General features: G+C 62.7%; 17 protein-coding genes. 11 read left to right on the forward strand and 6 right to left on the reverse strand.

The features are described from left to right. Positions 1–61 precede the first annotated feature (61 nt). The 4 genes from modB to WJ35_RS16030 are packed head-to-tail and all read left to right on the forward strand — an operon-like array spanning position 62 to position 3,124. The gene (gene modB / locus WJ35_RS16015; protein ID WP_011880161.1) at positions 62–736 is read left to right on the forward strand and encodes a molybdate ABC transporter permease subunit; all 675 of its coding nucleotides are present in this window, start codon (positions 62–64) and stop codon (positions 734–736) included. Between the two features lie 15 nt (positions 737–751). Beyond that, a complete protein-coding gene (modA, locus tag WJ35_RS16020) occupies positions 752–1,504 on the forward strand; it encodes a molybdate ABC transporter substrate-binding protein (protein ID WP_011880162.1) in 753 nt (250 codons plus the stop codon). Between the two features lie 12 nt (positions 1,505–1,516). Further along, on the forward strand, positions 1,517–2,296 hold the full coding sequence (locus WJ35_RS16025) for an ATP-binding cassette domain-containing protein (RefSeq protein WP_011880163.1): 780 nt from the start codon (positions 1,517–1,519) through the stop codon (positions 2,294–2,296). 12 nt (positions 2,297–2,308) lie between these two features. Next, positions 2,309–3,124: a TOBE domain-containing protein gene (locus WJ35_RS16030; RefSeq protein ID WP_011880164.1), complete on the forward strand. Its 816-nt coding sequence runs from the start codon at positions 2,309–2,311 to the stop codon at positions 3,122–3,124. Here WJ35_RS16030 and WJ35_RS16035 read toward each other — a convergent pair. Next, positions 3,091–3,276 (reverse strand): hypothetical protein, encoded by a 186-nt coding sequence (locus WJ35_RS16035; RefSeq protein WP_043292632.1) that lies wholly within the window; start codon positions 3,274–3,276, stop codon positions 3,091–3,093. The two genes, WJ35_RS16030 and WJ35_RS16035, sit on opposite strands and share 34 nt — an antisense overlap. 16 nt (positions 3,277–3,292) lie before the next feature. Here WJ35_RS16035 and WJ35_RS30215 point away from each other — a divergent pair, with 16 nt between their 5' ends. The 6 genes from WJ35_RS30215 (at position 3,293) to cynR (ending at position 7,446) form a co-directional block, all read left to right on the forward strand. Continuing rightward, positions 3,293–3,736, forward strand: coding sequence for a PhzF family phenazine biosynthesis protein (locus WJ35_RS30215; RefSeq protein ID WP_230459717.1), 444 nt, complete (start codon positions 3,293–3,295; stop codon positions 3,734–3,736). Positions 3,737–3,839: 103 nt separating this feature from the next. Beyond that, on the forward strand, positions 3,840–4,406 hold the full coding sequence (locus tag WJ35_RS16045) for a cupin domain-containing protein (RefSeq protein WP_011880166.1): 567 nt from the start codon (positions 3,840–3,842) through the stop codon (positions 4,404–4,406). A gap of 167 nt (positions 4,407–4,573) precedes the next feature. Then, positions 4,574–4,717, forward strand: a complete 144-nt coding sequence (locus WJ35_RS30220; protein WP_155121925.1) for a hypothetical protein — start codon at positions 4,574–4,576, stop codon at positions 4,715–4,717. 101 nt (positions 4,718–4,818) lie between these two features. Beyond that, on the forward strand, positions 4,819–5,088 hold the full coding sequence (locus WJ35_RS16050; protein ID WP_069239503.1) for a DUF1778 domain-containing protein: 270 nt from the start codon (positions 4,819–4,821) through the stop codon (positions 5,086–5,088). Further along, entirely contained in the window at positions 5,085–5,573 is a 489-nt protein-coding gene (locus WJ35_RS16055) for a GNAT family N-acetyltransferase (RefSeq protein WP_045579678.1), read from the forward strand. Before WJ35_RS16050 ends, WJ35_RS16055 begins: the two co-directional genes overlap by 4 nt. Positions 5,574–6,558: 985 nt before the next feature. Next, positions 6,559–7,446 carry a transcriptional regulator CynR gene (gene cynR, locus WJ35_RS16060; protein ID WP_043292772.1) on the forward strand — a complete coding sequence of 296 codons (888 nt, stop codon included), beginning with the start codon at positions 6,559–6,561 and terminating at the stop codon, positions 7,444–7,446. Between the two features lie 422 nt (positions 7,447–7,868). Here cynR and WJ35_RS16065 read toward each other — a convergent pair whose 3' ends face one another. The 5 genes from WJ35_RS16065 to WJ35_RS16085 all read right to left on the reverse strand — a co-directional run bounded on the left by WJ35_RS16065 (position 7,869) and on the right by WJ35_RS16085 (position 12,822). Beyond that, positions 7,869–8,126, reverse strand: a complete 258-nt coding sequence (locus WJ35_RS16065) for a hypothetical protein (protein WP_011880172.1) — start codon at positions 8,124–8,126, stop codon at positions 7,869–7,871. A 431-nt stretch (positions 8,127–8,557) separates the two neighbouring features. Continuing rightward, a complete protein-coding gene (locus WJ35_RS16070) occupies positions 8,558–9,037 on the reverse strand; it encodes a DUF1348 family protein (protein ID WP_045579679.1) in 480 nt (159 codons plus the stop codon). A gap of 145 nt (positions 9,038–9,182) precedes the next feature. Continuing rightward, positions 9,183–9,653, reverse strand: coding sequence for a cyanase (gene cynS, locus WJ35_RS16075; protein ID WP_069239504.1), 471 nt, complete (start codon positions 9,651–9,653; stop codon positions 9,183–9,185). Positions 9,654–9,714: 61 nt separating this feature from the next. Then, entirely contained in the window at positions 9,715–10,374 is a 660-nt protein-coding gene (locus tag WJ35_RS16080; RefSeq protein ID WP_011880175.1) for a carbonic anhydrase, read from the reverse strand. A 1,056-nt stretch (positions 10,375–11,430) separates the two neighbouring features. Then, entirely contained in the window at positions 11,431–12,822 is a 1,392-nt protein-coding gene (locus WJ35_RS16085) for a PLP-dependent aminotransferase family protein (RefSeq protein WP_045579680.1), read from the reverse strand. Between the two features lie 382 nt (positions 12,823–13,204). Here WJ35_RS16085 and WJ35_RS16090 point away from each other — a divergent pair, with 382 nt between their 5' ends. Beyond that, on the forward strand, positions 13,205–13,687 hold the full coding sequence (locus WJ35_RS16090) for an MSMEG_0572/Sll0783 family nitrogen starvation response protein (RefSeq protein WP_006405208.1): 483 nt from the start codon (positions 13,205–13,207) through the stop codon (positions 13,685–13,687). Positions 13,688–13,692 lie beyond the last annotated feature (5 nt).

Below are 13,692 nucleotides of genomic sequence, written 5' to 3' on the forward strand. Positions count from 1 at the left end.
GGATGGCCTGCATCTTGCAACGTCGGTGATGTAGCCGAGTTCATCACGAAAGGTGTCGCAAATGTCGGGTTTCCTACAACGCATCGACTGGCCGCCGCTGTTGCTGTCGCTGAAAGTCGCGAGCCTCGCGACGCTACTCGCATCGATCGCCGGCATCGCGCTCGGCTGGCTGTTCGCGCGCCGTCGCTTTCCGGGGAGCGCGATCGTCGAAGCCGCCTGCATGTTGCCGCTGGTGTTGCCACCGACCGTGATCGGCTACGGGATTCTGATCGTCGCGGGCCGGCGCAGCGCGCTCGGCAGCTGGCTCCATGCACAGTTCGGCTACACGTTCGTGTTCAACTGGCACGGCGCGGTGCTCGCGTCGACGATCGTGGCGCTGCCGCTGGTGCTGAAGTCCGCAAGCGCCGCGTTCGCGGGCGTCGACCGCTCGCTCGAAGCGGCCGCGCGCACGCTGCGGCAGTCGCCATTCTCGACCTTCGTGCGCGTCACGCTGCCGCTCGCATGGCCGGCGATTCTGGCGGGCGCGCTGCTCGCGTTCGCGCGTGCGATGGGCGAGTTCGGCGCGACCTTGATGATCGCGGGCGACATCCCGCGCGAGACGCAGACGCTGTCGCTCGCGATTTACGACGCGATGCAGGATGGCCGCGACGGCACGGCGTTCTTTCTCGCGTGCGTCACGTCGGTGCTGTCCGTCGCGGTGCTCGTGCTGTCCAAGCGCTTTTTCACACTACGTTGAGCCGGAGAGGGCTTCATGAAATCAATGATTCGATGCTTCGCGAGCCTGCTGTGCGTGCTCGCGCCCGTCGTCGCGCTCGCGCAGCAACTGACCGTGTCGGCCGCGGCCAGCATGACCGATGCGTTCAAGGAGATCGTACCGCGCTTCGAAGCCGCGCATCCCGGCGTGACCGTGCGGATTAACTTCGGCGCGTCGGGCACGCTGCTTCAGCAGATCCGCGTGGGCGCGCCGGTCGACGTATTCGTCAGCGCGGATGCGGCGACCGTCACGCGCGGCATCGATGCGGGCATCTTCGACGGCGCGACGCAGCGCACGCTCGCGACGAACACGCTGGTGCTGGTCGTGCCGGCCGGCGACGCGTCGCCCGTGAAGTCGCTCGCCGCGCTAGCGGACCCGGCCGTGCGACGGATCGCGATCGGCAAGATCGCGACCGTGCCATGCGGCCGGTATACGCAGCAGGCGCTCGAGCGGGCGAAGCTCTGGGGCGCGCTCGCGCCGAAGATCGTGGAGTCCGACAGCGTGCGGCAGGTGCTCGACTACGTCGCGCGCGCCGAGGCCGACGCGGGCTTCGTCTATCGGACCGACGCGATGCTGATGCCGGATCGGGTCGCGGTCGTGCAGACGGTGGACGACCACGATCCCGTCGTTTATCCGGTCGTCGCCGTTCGCGCGAGCAGCGCGCCTGCGCTCGCGAAGGCGTTCATCGCCTATCTGTTCGGCCCGGACGCACAGGCGATCCTCAAGCGGTACGGCTTCACGCATGCGTGACGGAGCGCACCGGTGATCGACGTCGACTTCGATGTGGCGGTGTCGGACGGCACACGGCGTTTCGCGCTCGCGATGCGCTTCGCGTCCGACGCGCGCGTGATCGCGCTCTACGGACCGTCGGGCGCCGGCAAGTCGTTGACGCTGCAGACCGTCGCCGGGCTGCTTGCGCCGCGACGAGGGCACGTGCGCGTCAACCGGCGCACGCTGTTCGACGCGGACTGCGGAATCGACGTGCCGCCCGAGCGGCGCGGCATCGGCTGCCTGTTCCAGCATTACGCGCTGTTTCCGCATTTGTCGGTGCGCGAGAACGTCGCGTTCGGGCTGACCACGTGGTATCGACGCCGCTTGTCGACCGACGCGCGTGGGCGTGTGGACGAGCTGCTGGAGCGCTTCGGTCTCGCGTCGCTCGCCGGCAGCCGGACCGATGGGCTGTCGGGCGGGCAACGGCAGCGTGTCGCGCTGGCGCGCTCGCTCGCGTGCCAGCCCGGCCTGCTGTTACTTGACGAGCCGTTTTCCGCGCTCGATCCACCGTTGCGACGCGACTTGCGACGCTATCTGGACGAGGTGCTCCGCGAGTGGCAGATCCCCGCGATGATGATCACGCACGACGTCGACGATGTGGTGGCGCTTGCCGACGTCGCGTTCGTGATCGAGCAGGGCCGGGCGGTGCGCGAGGTCGACATGCAGCGCGGCGTGGCGACTTCGCTGGAACGCATGTGCGCGGACGCGCGCCCGCCGACGCCGCACGAACAGCGTGTGCGCGGTTTGCTGCGCGCGTCCGCGATCGACTGACGCGGCGGACGGATGCGAGAGACGGGCGGCACGCGCAACGATGCGACGCTGTTGATCGGCGAGCTGAAGCTCGCGGGCCGCCTCGACGCGCGGTTTTTCGCGCTGCTGGAGGCGATCGACAACACGGGTTCGATCAACCGTGCGGCGCGCGTCGCCGGTTACAGCTACAAGGGCGCGTGGCTGGTACTCGAGAGCGCGTCGAATCTCGCGAGCCAGCCGTTGTTCACGACGGAGACGGGAGGCAAGGGCGGCGGCGGTACACGGCTTACGCCGGTTGCACGGGAGTTGCTGTCTGCATGGCGGGTGCTGCAGGTGAGGACCCGACGGTTCCTGCGGGAACAGGAAGCATGGCTGGTTCAATCTCCGGCGCTGTCCGGACTACTCAGGAGAATCGCAGTGAAAACCACCGCTCGCAATCAGTTTTCGGGAACCATCGCCGCGGTCAGCGATGGACCGGTCACGACCCAGGTGACGTTGAAGATATCGGGCGATCAGGAGATCGTTGCGACGATGACCACGGCCGCGGCGAAGCGGCTCGAACTCAAGATAGGGCAGGACGCGATCGCGCTGATCAAGTCGTCGGCCGTCGTGCTGGTCGCCGATTTCGCCGGCTACGTGCTGTCCGCGCGCAACCAGTTCAGCGGGACGATTTCGCGGATCGAGCGCGGCGCGACGACGTCGCTCGTCGTCGTGACGCTGGCGGGTGGTGTGAACGTGACGTCGAGCGTCACGAACGACGCGGTCGATGCGTTGGGGCTTGTCGTGGGGCAGCCGGCGACGGCGGTGTTCAAGGCTTATTCGGTGATGGTGGCGGTGGCGGCGGCTTGAGGCGTCATCGTGGTGAAGAGCTCCTTGCCGCCGGTCGTGCGGATGCAGGCGATCGCTACGCAACTCACGCTGCCGACCACGGCCTTCGTGATCGAACGGTAGCCGGGCGACCACGCAATACGCTGGTTCACGCCGGGCGCCGAGCTGAACATCTGCGGTCACGCCACCATCGCGACGATGGGGTATCTGTACGATGTCGAGCAGGTTCGGGCAAGCGGTCCGCTGTGCTTTCATACCCATTGCGGACCGCTGCATACATACGAAGCCCGCCGCGCTGCCGCCGTGCCTCCACGCGGCGCCGGGTGCGACGATCGACCATTTCGCGGGCGCGGTCGACGACTTTCTGGTGCTGCTGATTCGGAGGAAACGGTAAGCGGGTTCACGCCCGACTTCGACGCGCTGAAGACCTTCGACTGCCGCGGCCATGTAGTCACGGCGCCCAGCCGGCGCACCGGCGTCGATTTTGTGTCCCGTTCCTTCTTTCCCGCGCTCGGGGTGAACGAGGCTCAGGTATGCGTGTCGGCCCATTGCAAACTGGCGCCGTTCTGGCCCGGGCGTCTGGGGCGGCGTCGCTTGTCGGCGCTGCAGGGTCCCCGCGCGGCGGCCGCCTGATCGTTGAGGACGCGGAAGACCGCGTGCGCGTCGCGGGCACTGCAGTCGTGCGGGCGCGGCTGACCCGATAGAATGGTCAGCCGCCCGCGAGCAAGGACACAAGATGAAGAAAAAGCGCCTGCAGCTGAATGTCGTCAACGTCGAAGATGTCGAGGCGGTCGATCACATGGAAGGGACGCACTGGGGCGGGTCTTACAAACCACTTACGCCTGTGCTCGACACGGTTCCCGGCAGAATCGGCGTGAATCTTTCACGCGTGCCGCCCGGCCGCACTGCCTGTCCGTTTCACACCCATGCGCGCGAGGACGAGGTCTTCTTCGTGCTGTCCGGACGCGGGGTGTTCCGCTATGGCGATACGCTGCGCGAAATCGGTCCCGGCGATTGCATCTCGTGCCCGGCAAGCAGCGGCATCGGACACCAGCTGGCGAATCCGTTCGACGAGGATCTGGTCTACCTGGCCATGGGGTTGAACGATCCGCACGAGGTCTGCACCTATCCCGACAGCGGCAAGGTGATGATCCGCAGCCTTAAGACGGTTGGCCGGATCGACACGGCGGATTACATGGACGGCGAAGCGAACATGCCGCAGATCTTCGCGATGCACACGACAGCCGGTCCCGCACCGAGGAAGCGCAAGTCGTCCGGCAGACAGAAAAGCAAAAAGGCCTGACGAATCGGTGGGGTGGCGGGCGCCGCCGCACAGGGGGGCGCATCCGGGGATATCGGATCCGCAATACGAAATGAAGGCGTCGTTGAATTTCCGGTGTCGGACCGCACGACGGAGCCTATCCGAATCTTTGTGTGCGAGGCATAAACCGGCGACCAAGGAGCCACTTTATGCCACGCAAACGCAAGGAAGAAGTGACGATTGAACCGGGCAAGGGCTTGAACCTGGACCCGGAACTGATCAGACAACTGGTACCCGGAACGCTGGATCGGGAGACGCTGCCCCAAGCGCCGTTTCACGGGAGTATGCATTGACCGGCGCCGGCTTCGATACTCGCGAATGCCCCCGGCAATTTTCCGTACAATTTGACGAGCCCGGCAAATTTCCGTACAGTAGCGCAAGGAGGTAACACCTTATGGCTACTACTCGCTTTGAAGCACGCGTCGAGACCGACGTGCTGGCGGTGATCCGCCGGGCCGCCGAGATCCAGGGGCGCACGATGTCGGACTTCGTCGTGTCCGCTGCGCGCGAAGCCGCGCAACGCGCCATTTCCGACGCGGACTTGATTGGTCTGTCGGTGGCGGATTCGGAGCGCTTCGCCGCGGCGATTCTATCGCCCGCCAAGCCCACGGACGCCTTGCAGCGGGCGCTCGGTCGTCACGACCAGTTGCTGCGTAATGAATGACCGGTCCGCAGCTCACGGTGGCCGTGCTCGACGCAGCCCATGATCGAACCGGTTTTGAATGTGGCACGCCGGCGCTTGACCGCTACTTGCGCGAAACGGTGACGCAGGAGGTTCGCCGTCGCGTCGCCGCGTGCTTTGTGATGCTTGACGGCAATTTCGTTGCTGGCTATTACACGCTGTCAGCCGCCAGCGTCGCGTTGGCCGATTTGCCCCATGAGGTAGCGCGCAAGCTGCCGCGCTATCCCGCGATCCCGGCGGTGCGCATGGGGCGACTGGCCGTTGATCGCCGGTATAGGGGCCGGGGCCTGGGTGCCGCTTTGCTGGTCAATGCGCTCCGGCGCGCGACCAGCTCGGAAATCCCGGCCGTCGCGTTGACCGTCGACGCGAAGGACGAGGGCGCCGCGGCGTTCTATGGCCACTTCGGCTTCCATCCCCTCACGCACGACCCGTTGGCATTGTTTTTGCCGTTGGCGACGGTCAAGTAGGGTAGAGCATTGAATCTGCCGCGACGTGAGCTTGTCCAGCTTATTCTCGAGATAAGCGGAGGGCTGACTGGCGCCATATCTACGATCCTCAACGAAGCACCAGAGTGGGCGATCAGGAACGGTGACGAGTGCATCGATATCGCTCGCCTTGCACGAGTTGCCCGCGCGCATGTTTGACACCCCCTGACCGTGGCCCATCGCACCTCGGCCCTTCCTGGAAGAGGCGTTTGGTAGCTGGTTGGGTCGAATCGCGGCGCGGTATCAGACGAGCGTGGACTTGATCTGGGAATCGGGCGCAGGCGTAGCGATGCCTAGCCTGACCAAGGCCGGCTGGATCCTCGTTCCCCCCAGTTCCATCCCCAACCCTGAGCCGTCTATCTCGCGTAGCGCGGCTCAACGACGGCATTCTGAGCATGATCCAGACGCCGCATGCGTGGGTCTTCAGCCGGAAGTACTTGGTGTATTGCTTCAGATGTCTTGTTCTGAACGACGCCGATGTCACTGCATCACGGTGGAAGAGGGAGTGGCTCGATCCGTCAGCCGAGTACTGCCGGATGCACCACAGCCTGCTCAAGACTGTTCCGCAATCGATTTTTGCCAGAGCTCCGAATTTCGATGCCGCGCTGCTGGCGATATCACGTTATCGATGCCCACGCAAAAAGGAACCGTCACGCAGCTTTGGACCTGCGCCTTGTTGACGCGCCTTCTTCGATTCTCGCCTGTACACGCTTGCCGGAATCCACCACTGTCGAATCATGTGTCACCTGATAGCGCACAATCATGCCTTCCACAGAATAATTTCATTCAGCGCCCGCGCCCTAACGGGCCGGTTCGGCGTCTCCGCAATCCGTCGACGATCTCCTTCACGATCAGCTTCAATGTGTGCGTTGATTCTATGCACCAAGGATGGATGCGACTTTCAATAGTGTCAAAGTCTGGTTTACGATAGAGTCGATAGGAATGGCCAATAGATGAGGGGATGCCCGTGCTGCTCCGTCACATCCGTTACTTCCTTGCAGTGGCAGAACAGCAGAATTTCACGCGCGCTGCCGAGGCACTTCACGTATCGCAGCCGACCTTATCGCAGCAGATCCGGCAGCTCGAGGACACCTTGGGAACACCGCTGTTCGACCGTTCCGGTAGAACCGTTCACCTGACCGACGCGGGAGAAGCGTGGATGCGTTACGCCAAACTCGCGCTGCAGGACCTTGACGCAGGGGTGAGGGCGATACACGACGTGGCGGAGCTGAGCAGGGGTAGCCTGCGTTTCGCAGTAACGCCGACCTATACGGCATCCTTGGTCGGGCCGCTCGTCGATGAGTTCCATCAGCTGCATCCTGGCATCAGAATCGATATTCGCGAACTCACGCAGGACCAGATGGAGGCGCAGCTTGCGGACGACAAGCTCGATATCGGTGTGGCATTCCATCCGGCCTTTTCGGCCGACATAGAAAGCCAATCGCTTTTCGAGGAGACACTGAGCTTGGTAGTCGGCCACAGCCACCCGCGTGCGTCGCGCCGCAAGGCACTCGCGGGGCGTGACTTTGGCAAGGAACCGTTGGTCTTGCTGAACGACACGTTCGCGACGCGCCGGTTCATCGATGAGCATTTCGCGCGTCACGCGATTCGACCGCTTGTCGCAATCGAAGTGGACACCATCGGTGCAATCGTTGAGATCGTGCGTCGCGGGCAGCTGGCGACGGTTCTCCCTGATCACATCGCACGCGTGCAAGAGGGCCTGCATCCCGTGCCGCTCGATCCACCTCTGCCGACGCGCACGGCCGCCGTTTTAGAGCGCAAGGGTGGGTATCGCACCGCAGCAAGCAGGGCGTTCTTAAAGCTGCTCACTGATCGGTTCGGGAAGTCGACCTGACCTTCTCCGACATCGACGGTGTCGAGTAGTTGAGAGACTTGCATCGGAGCTGATGCAGCGTGAGCGGATTTGCCTACGCCAGCGGTTTTTGCCGAGATCATCGACAGGAAACCCGCTTTTGATGACCCGTCGCGGCCTCGGTAACGATCCAACATTTCAGTGGCGAGCGGCCTCGCCGCCGCTGCGTTAGCATGCGCGTCGATCGCGACACCTTCATCGCAGGGCGCTTAGCCAAACCGTCAACCGCGTGCTTGATGGCTGTAGATTCGGCCGCGTCAGCAAATCCGACGTGGGCTCTGGTTGAAGAATTATTCACCATCGGATTCGCCGTGATCGTTGCCGCATTGAGTGCTGCAACTGACGATCCACTGGACAGAGACACATCGAGGCGACTCGCTTCGCCGCAGCCGCTTGGTCTGGCGTCACGAGCCGTGGAAGACCGTGTCGTCCAGGCGTTGCAGAGTACCGTCCTGCCCGGCCTTGATCATGTCGTTGATCACCTCGCCGCGGGTCATTGCGCGCTGAGCTTCCGGCGCTGCATTCCGCTGAATCAACGGCGCAGCAGAGTGGTAACCCGGTGAAGCCGCTTCTGCGGAAGATGCAGCAAGCGCGGTCGTGGTGGAAGCAGCCAGCGTGAGTGCCGACACGACGTAAGAAATGTGACGGATTCTCTTGTTCATGATGTTTCCATTTCCTTGTTTCGATATAAGGTAAGTTTTACTAATGGTAGTGCTGTCGCGGCTCGAAGACTCTGCTAACAGTGACCATAGATTCAGCTAGCGGGCAAACCAGCGCCGCCGCCGTTAGAAAACCCTGAGACCGACGGTCTCCTCGTCTCCGCACGCGATGCGCTCGCGTAACAGACGGGGGATGTCCGTGCGAAGGTTTTGCTATTGCGCCTTCATGTCGGATGTGGTTCACGAGGCAGCGGATCACTTCCTCAGCTAGGCCTTCGTCGGCCCGAAGTGGCGGAGCCACCAGACGAGATTCGCGCACCACTCGACACAACCAGTAGTACCGGCGAACTTCAACACACGCCCAACGATCCATTGTGCTTCGCCACGAGATTGTTGGGCGCGAACCTCTCATTGCGGCTCTAACGCGCCGGGCGTCAAAGTCCCAACTCGCTCAGTCCCGGATGATCGTCCGGCCGACGGCCCAAGGGCCAGTGATACTTGCGCTCGGACTCTTTGATCGGCATGTCGTTGATACATGCATAGCGGTGTTGCATGAGGCCGTCCTCGCCGAACTCCCAGTTCTCGTTGCCGTAGGAGCGGAACCAGTTGCCCGAGTCGTCATGCCATTCGTAGGCGTAGCGCACGGCAATGCGATTGCCGCCGAATGCCCACAGCTCCTTGATCAGACGATACTCGTGCTCCTTCTTCCATTTGCGCTCGAGAAACGCCTGCGCTTCCGTGCGATTGTTCGCGAACTCTGCACGATTGCGCCATTTCGTGTCGAGCGAATAGGCGAGCGCGACCTTAGCGGCGTCGCGCGAATTCCAACCGTCTTCTGCGAGACGAACTTTCTCGATGGCCGACTCCAGCGTGAACGGCGGAAGCGGCGGACGAACTGCTGCGGATGAGGTCATTTCGGATCTCCTTGTGGGGGACAGCGCGTTGTTGGTGCTCGACGTGGAGCGCGGCCCCGTCATCGTGCAACCCGAGAGGGCAAGGCCGCCCGAAGCAAGCGCGGCACCGGTGCTTAGTAAGAACTTTCGTCTTTGCATCATGGGTTCAGAACGGCTTGGTCGGCAGGTACTTGCCGTCCAGCGTGATGACGGCGCGCGAGCCGCCTTCCGGATCGTCGACCTTCTTCACGTCGAGCTTGAAGTTGATCGCGCTGATGATCCCGTCGCCGAACTTCTCGTGAACCAGGGCCTTAAGGGTCGTGCCGTAGACCTGCAGGATCTCGTAGAAGCGGTACATGGTCGGGTCGGTCGGCACGCCCCCCGGAGTGCTGCCGCGCACGGGAATGGTTTGCAGCAGGCGCACAGCGTCGTCGTCGAGCCCGAGGCGTTCGGCGACGAGCTTCGCCGCATTCTCCGGCAACGCATGCTGACCGAGCAGCGCGGCCGTCGTGTATGCGAGGCTCAGGCCCGTGCCTTCGTTGATGGCTTCGAACGTGAGGTTCTTACGCACTTTCGCGTCGACGATCGTTTCGGTCAAAGCTTCGCGCGCGTTCGGTGTGACTTGCGATTGGGTCATGATGTTGCTCCTTGAGAAAATCAACCTGGTGAGATCGGCAGTCGGTTTGACGAGCCGGGAATCAGAGCGCAGCCACGCACTCGGCGGGCGTCGCGGTGACATCGGGATGCGCGGCGAGCGGCACGAACTGGCGAGTCGCGGCGTCGAGCGCGTCGATCGAGCCGGATTCGATTTCGTAGACCCATCCGTGCAAATTGAGGCGGCCTTGTGCGAGTCCCAGTGCAACGGAGGGATGGGTCTTGAGGTTGTCGAGCTGCGCAATGACGTTCTCGCGCACCATCGAGTCGACGCGCTCGCGTTCGCCTGCATGTTCACGCGCCTGGTTGACGAGCTTCGCCGAGTCGGCGTAGCGCAGCCAGTTCGCGACGGCGGGCATATGGTCGAGGCACTTGCACGTTGCGACGGCCGTCATCGCGCCGCAGTCCGAGTGGCCGCAGATCACCACATCCGTCACGCCAAGCGCGGCCACTGCATATTCGACGGTTGCCGACACACCGCCCGGCTCGGGACCGAACGAAGGCACGATGTTGCCGGCGTTACGGATCACGAACAGGTCGCCCGGTTCGCGCTGAGTGACCAGTTCGGGAACCATGCGGCTATCGGAACAGGAAATGAACAGGGTGCGCGGCGTCTGGCTGGTGGCCAGCTTGCGGAACAACTCCCTGCGAGCGGGCATGATGTCCCGTTGAAATTTCAGAAAACCGTCGATGATCTCTTGCATGGTCAGCTCCATTCAGTCTGGCGTTCGTCGCCGCGTCGGTCAGTGCGATGCGTTGAACAGAGAATGGACCTGTTTAATCATAGTGTCCAAGACGGGTTTATGATGCCAACCATAGGCAAGACCAATTGTTCTCGGGTGCGAGGAAATTCGCCATGCTGTTGTGGGCTATCCGTTACTTCCTAGCCGTCCCGGAACACCGCTATTTCACGTGCGCCGCCGAGGCACTGCACGTTTCGTAGCTCCCGCGGTCGGAGCAGATACGTCAACTGGAAGCCACGCGGCGCACTAAGCGAACTGCTGAGTGGATTCAGCATCGCTGCGCGTGCCGCTGACGCGACGCGTCTGAAAGGCCCGCCGCGAAGCGAAGACTTCCCGCGCACGCCGCGAGGTGTTTTTACCAGGTTGTTGAATTCGACGGGCACCGGCTCGATATCCGGCCCAAAGGTCGTGATGCTCGATCAGCCCGGTTTTGCCCGAGAGTTCGAAATCAAATCGAACCCGTTTGGCTGCTGGTAATCATTGACGTATGCACACGCGCCGTGCTCGGGCATCATCTCGTTCCAGCTCGCGAATAGAGTCGATACGAAGTCATCAAAGCGATCGAATGAGCGCTCGAGACGGATCCTTCACGATTTGCGCGCTCCGCTACGGCCCCATGGTTAGGTACCGGTCTCACGCATGCAGGAAGTGGTGTACGTGATGTGGGAGCACATCAAGCGTCGACAACGCGAAGGCGAAGCTCCCCACCGAGACGCTGGGTGCTTTATACGAGTTCGTTGGCTGTCGGATCGCGGCCAAACCGGAGTACAGTCCGGATGCGCATCCTTACATCGAGCGGTTCTTTGGCACGATCGCCGCTCAGTTGTCCCCGCGCTATCCCGGGGCGCCAATTTGTCGGGCAAGATGATCTGTTCGCGGCGTTTAGTCCGGTCAGGATGTCGGTACCGGTCAGGTGCCACGGGGCAGCGAGCCGGTATGGATGCGACCCACGAATCGTAGGGGCGGCCGCCCTCGTCCCGCGCCGACGCTCATTTGTCTTCGAGGCGGTATCGGTCGCTACATCGCGGCACCGTAAAGATGATGTGCATCGGTCAGTGCCTCCGCGACGAGTTGCAGGCCTTCCAGACACTGCGCCCGATCCTGCGGCCCGCCGAGGCAAATGCGGATCGCAGCCGGCGGGTCGCCGTCCGTCGAAAATGCCGCGCTTGCCACGGCGGCGACTCTCTGACTCCGCAGATGCTGTGCCAGATCCGGTGCCGTCCATAGGCACTCGCGCGGAATCGGCAACCACAGATGGAAACCGTCGGGGGGGGCATCGAAAGGCCAGGCGCCGAGAATCCGGCTGGCAATCGCCTGCCGCGCGCGCGCTTCCGCTCGAATCGCGGCCAGCATCTCGCTGGCCGTGCCGTCGTTGATCCACTGGGTCGCCAGCAGCATTGTGAATGGGCTCGGCATCACGGTCGTGGCACGCAACGCTCCGGCGATACGCTGTGCTTCGCGCACGGTCGGCGCCAACAGGTAAGCGATTCGCAGCCCGGCGCCGAGATTCTTCGACATGCCGGTCACGTAATAGGTCAGTTCGGGCGCCAGCAACGCCAGGGGCGGCGGCGCGCTCTGCGGCAGCATCGCGTAGGCGTCGTCCTCGATGATGGGCACGCTGTAGCGCATCGCGATATCGGCCAACGCTTCGCGGCGCCTGAACGGTATCGTCAGCGTGCTCGGATTCTGCAGTGTGGGGTTGCAGTACAGCGCCGCGGGTTGTCCGCTTCTGCAGAGCGACTCGAAGGCGTGCGGGAGCGGTCCGTCGTCGTCTCGTGGCAGCGGCTGCAACTGCACGCCCAATTGCGATGCGATTGCCTTGATGCCGGGGTACGCGAGCGAATCGAGGCAGATCGCGTCGCCGCGGCGCGCAAGCCGGGAGACGAGCGCGACGAGGGCGCTGTGGATTCCGGGGCAAACGAGCACGTTATCGCTACTGCAACCGGGCAGGCGATTGGCCAGCCACGCGCGGCCGGCGGCCCGATCCGCCGGTGTGCCACCGAAATCCTGATATCGCATCAGTTGGTAAGGATCCGCCACAGCGAACAATGCGGCTGCCGATCGCTGAAGCCGGTCGACCATCTCGGTCGGTTCAGGGGGCATGTTCATCGTCATCTCGACGCTGCTCCCGCCTGATAGCTGGAACGTCCGTGTCGGGCCGCGCACGAACGTTCCGCTGCCTGCCCGCGTATCGAGCAAGCCGCGTCGGCGAGCTTCCGCATACGCGCGGGCGACCGTCGTGTAGTTCAGGTTCAGCGCACCGGCGAGATCGCGCAGCCCGGGCAGGCGGTCGCGCGGCTTCAGCCGGCCCGTCGCGAGATCTTCCTCGATGAGATCGGGGATCAGCAGATAGGCCGGCTTCCTGCTTTCCAATAGTCGCTTCGACCAATGATGGATCGCGTAATCCATATCCGTTTCCGTTTGATGATTCATCAAAACGTTAGCATGACGCATTAATAGAAAAATATATATATCGCAGTCTCTGTGTCGAATGATTGCATTGATCGCATCATGTATCGGATTGATGCATCGATGCACGCCGGATGCGCATCTATTTGATCTCGTTGCATCAGTCCGGTGCGCTGTCCACCCCCGACAGGTGGCTTCCGGCTGGATCAGCATTGGTGCGCACAAGGATCGACCTGACTGCAGCAGCATTTTTCGATTGAATGATTGGAGAATGATCGCATCGGGGCGAGGCCCGCTTGGCATATGCGTTGCGTTAATGAGTTCACCCGGATTGGAAAACGTCCGGGAACGTCATTCAACTCATTTTCAAACGGAGCGTGCCATGCCCGCAGTCAATCAGCCTCTGCACAAGAAGGGAGATTTCCTCGTCGACTACGAGGAAAAGGTATTCGAAGACGTCAAGGCGGAGCCGGGCGAAAAGGCGCTCGTGACGTTCCATACGGTTGCGTTCGAGGGATCGATCGGCTTCGTAAACCTCCTGCAGGCGACGCGCCTGCAACGCAAGGGGTTCGAGACGTCGGTGCTGCTCTACGGCCCCGGCGTGACGCTCGGCCTGCAACGCGGGTTTCCGACGCTGGGCGACGAGGCGTTTCCCGGTCACCTGAATTTCAACAAGCAACTCGTCAAGTTCATGGAAGAGGGCGGGAAAGTCTATGCGTGCCGCTTTGCGCTGCAGGCGCTTTATGGGCACGGCGAAGCGTCGCTGATCGAGGGCATTCGACCGATCAATCCGCTTGACGTGCTGGATATTCAGCTGCTTCACCGCAAGGAGAATGCGCTGGTCATCCACACTTGGACCGTTTGATCCAA

It is taken from the genome of Burkholderia ubonensis, from assembly GCF_001718695.1.
GTDB classification, from domain to species: Bacteria; Pseudomonadota; Gammaproteobacteria; order Burkholderiales; family Burkholderiaceae; genus Burkholderia; species Burkholderia ubonensis_B.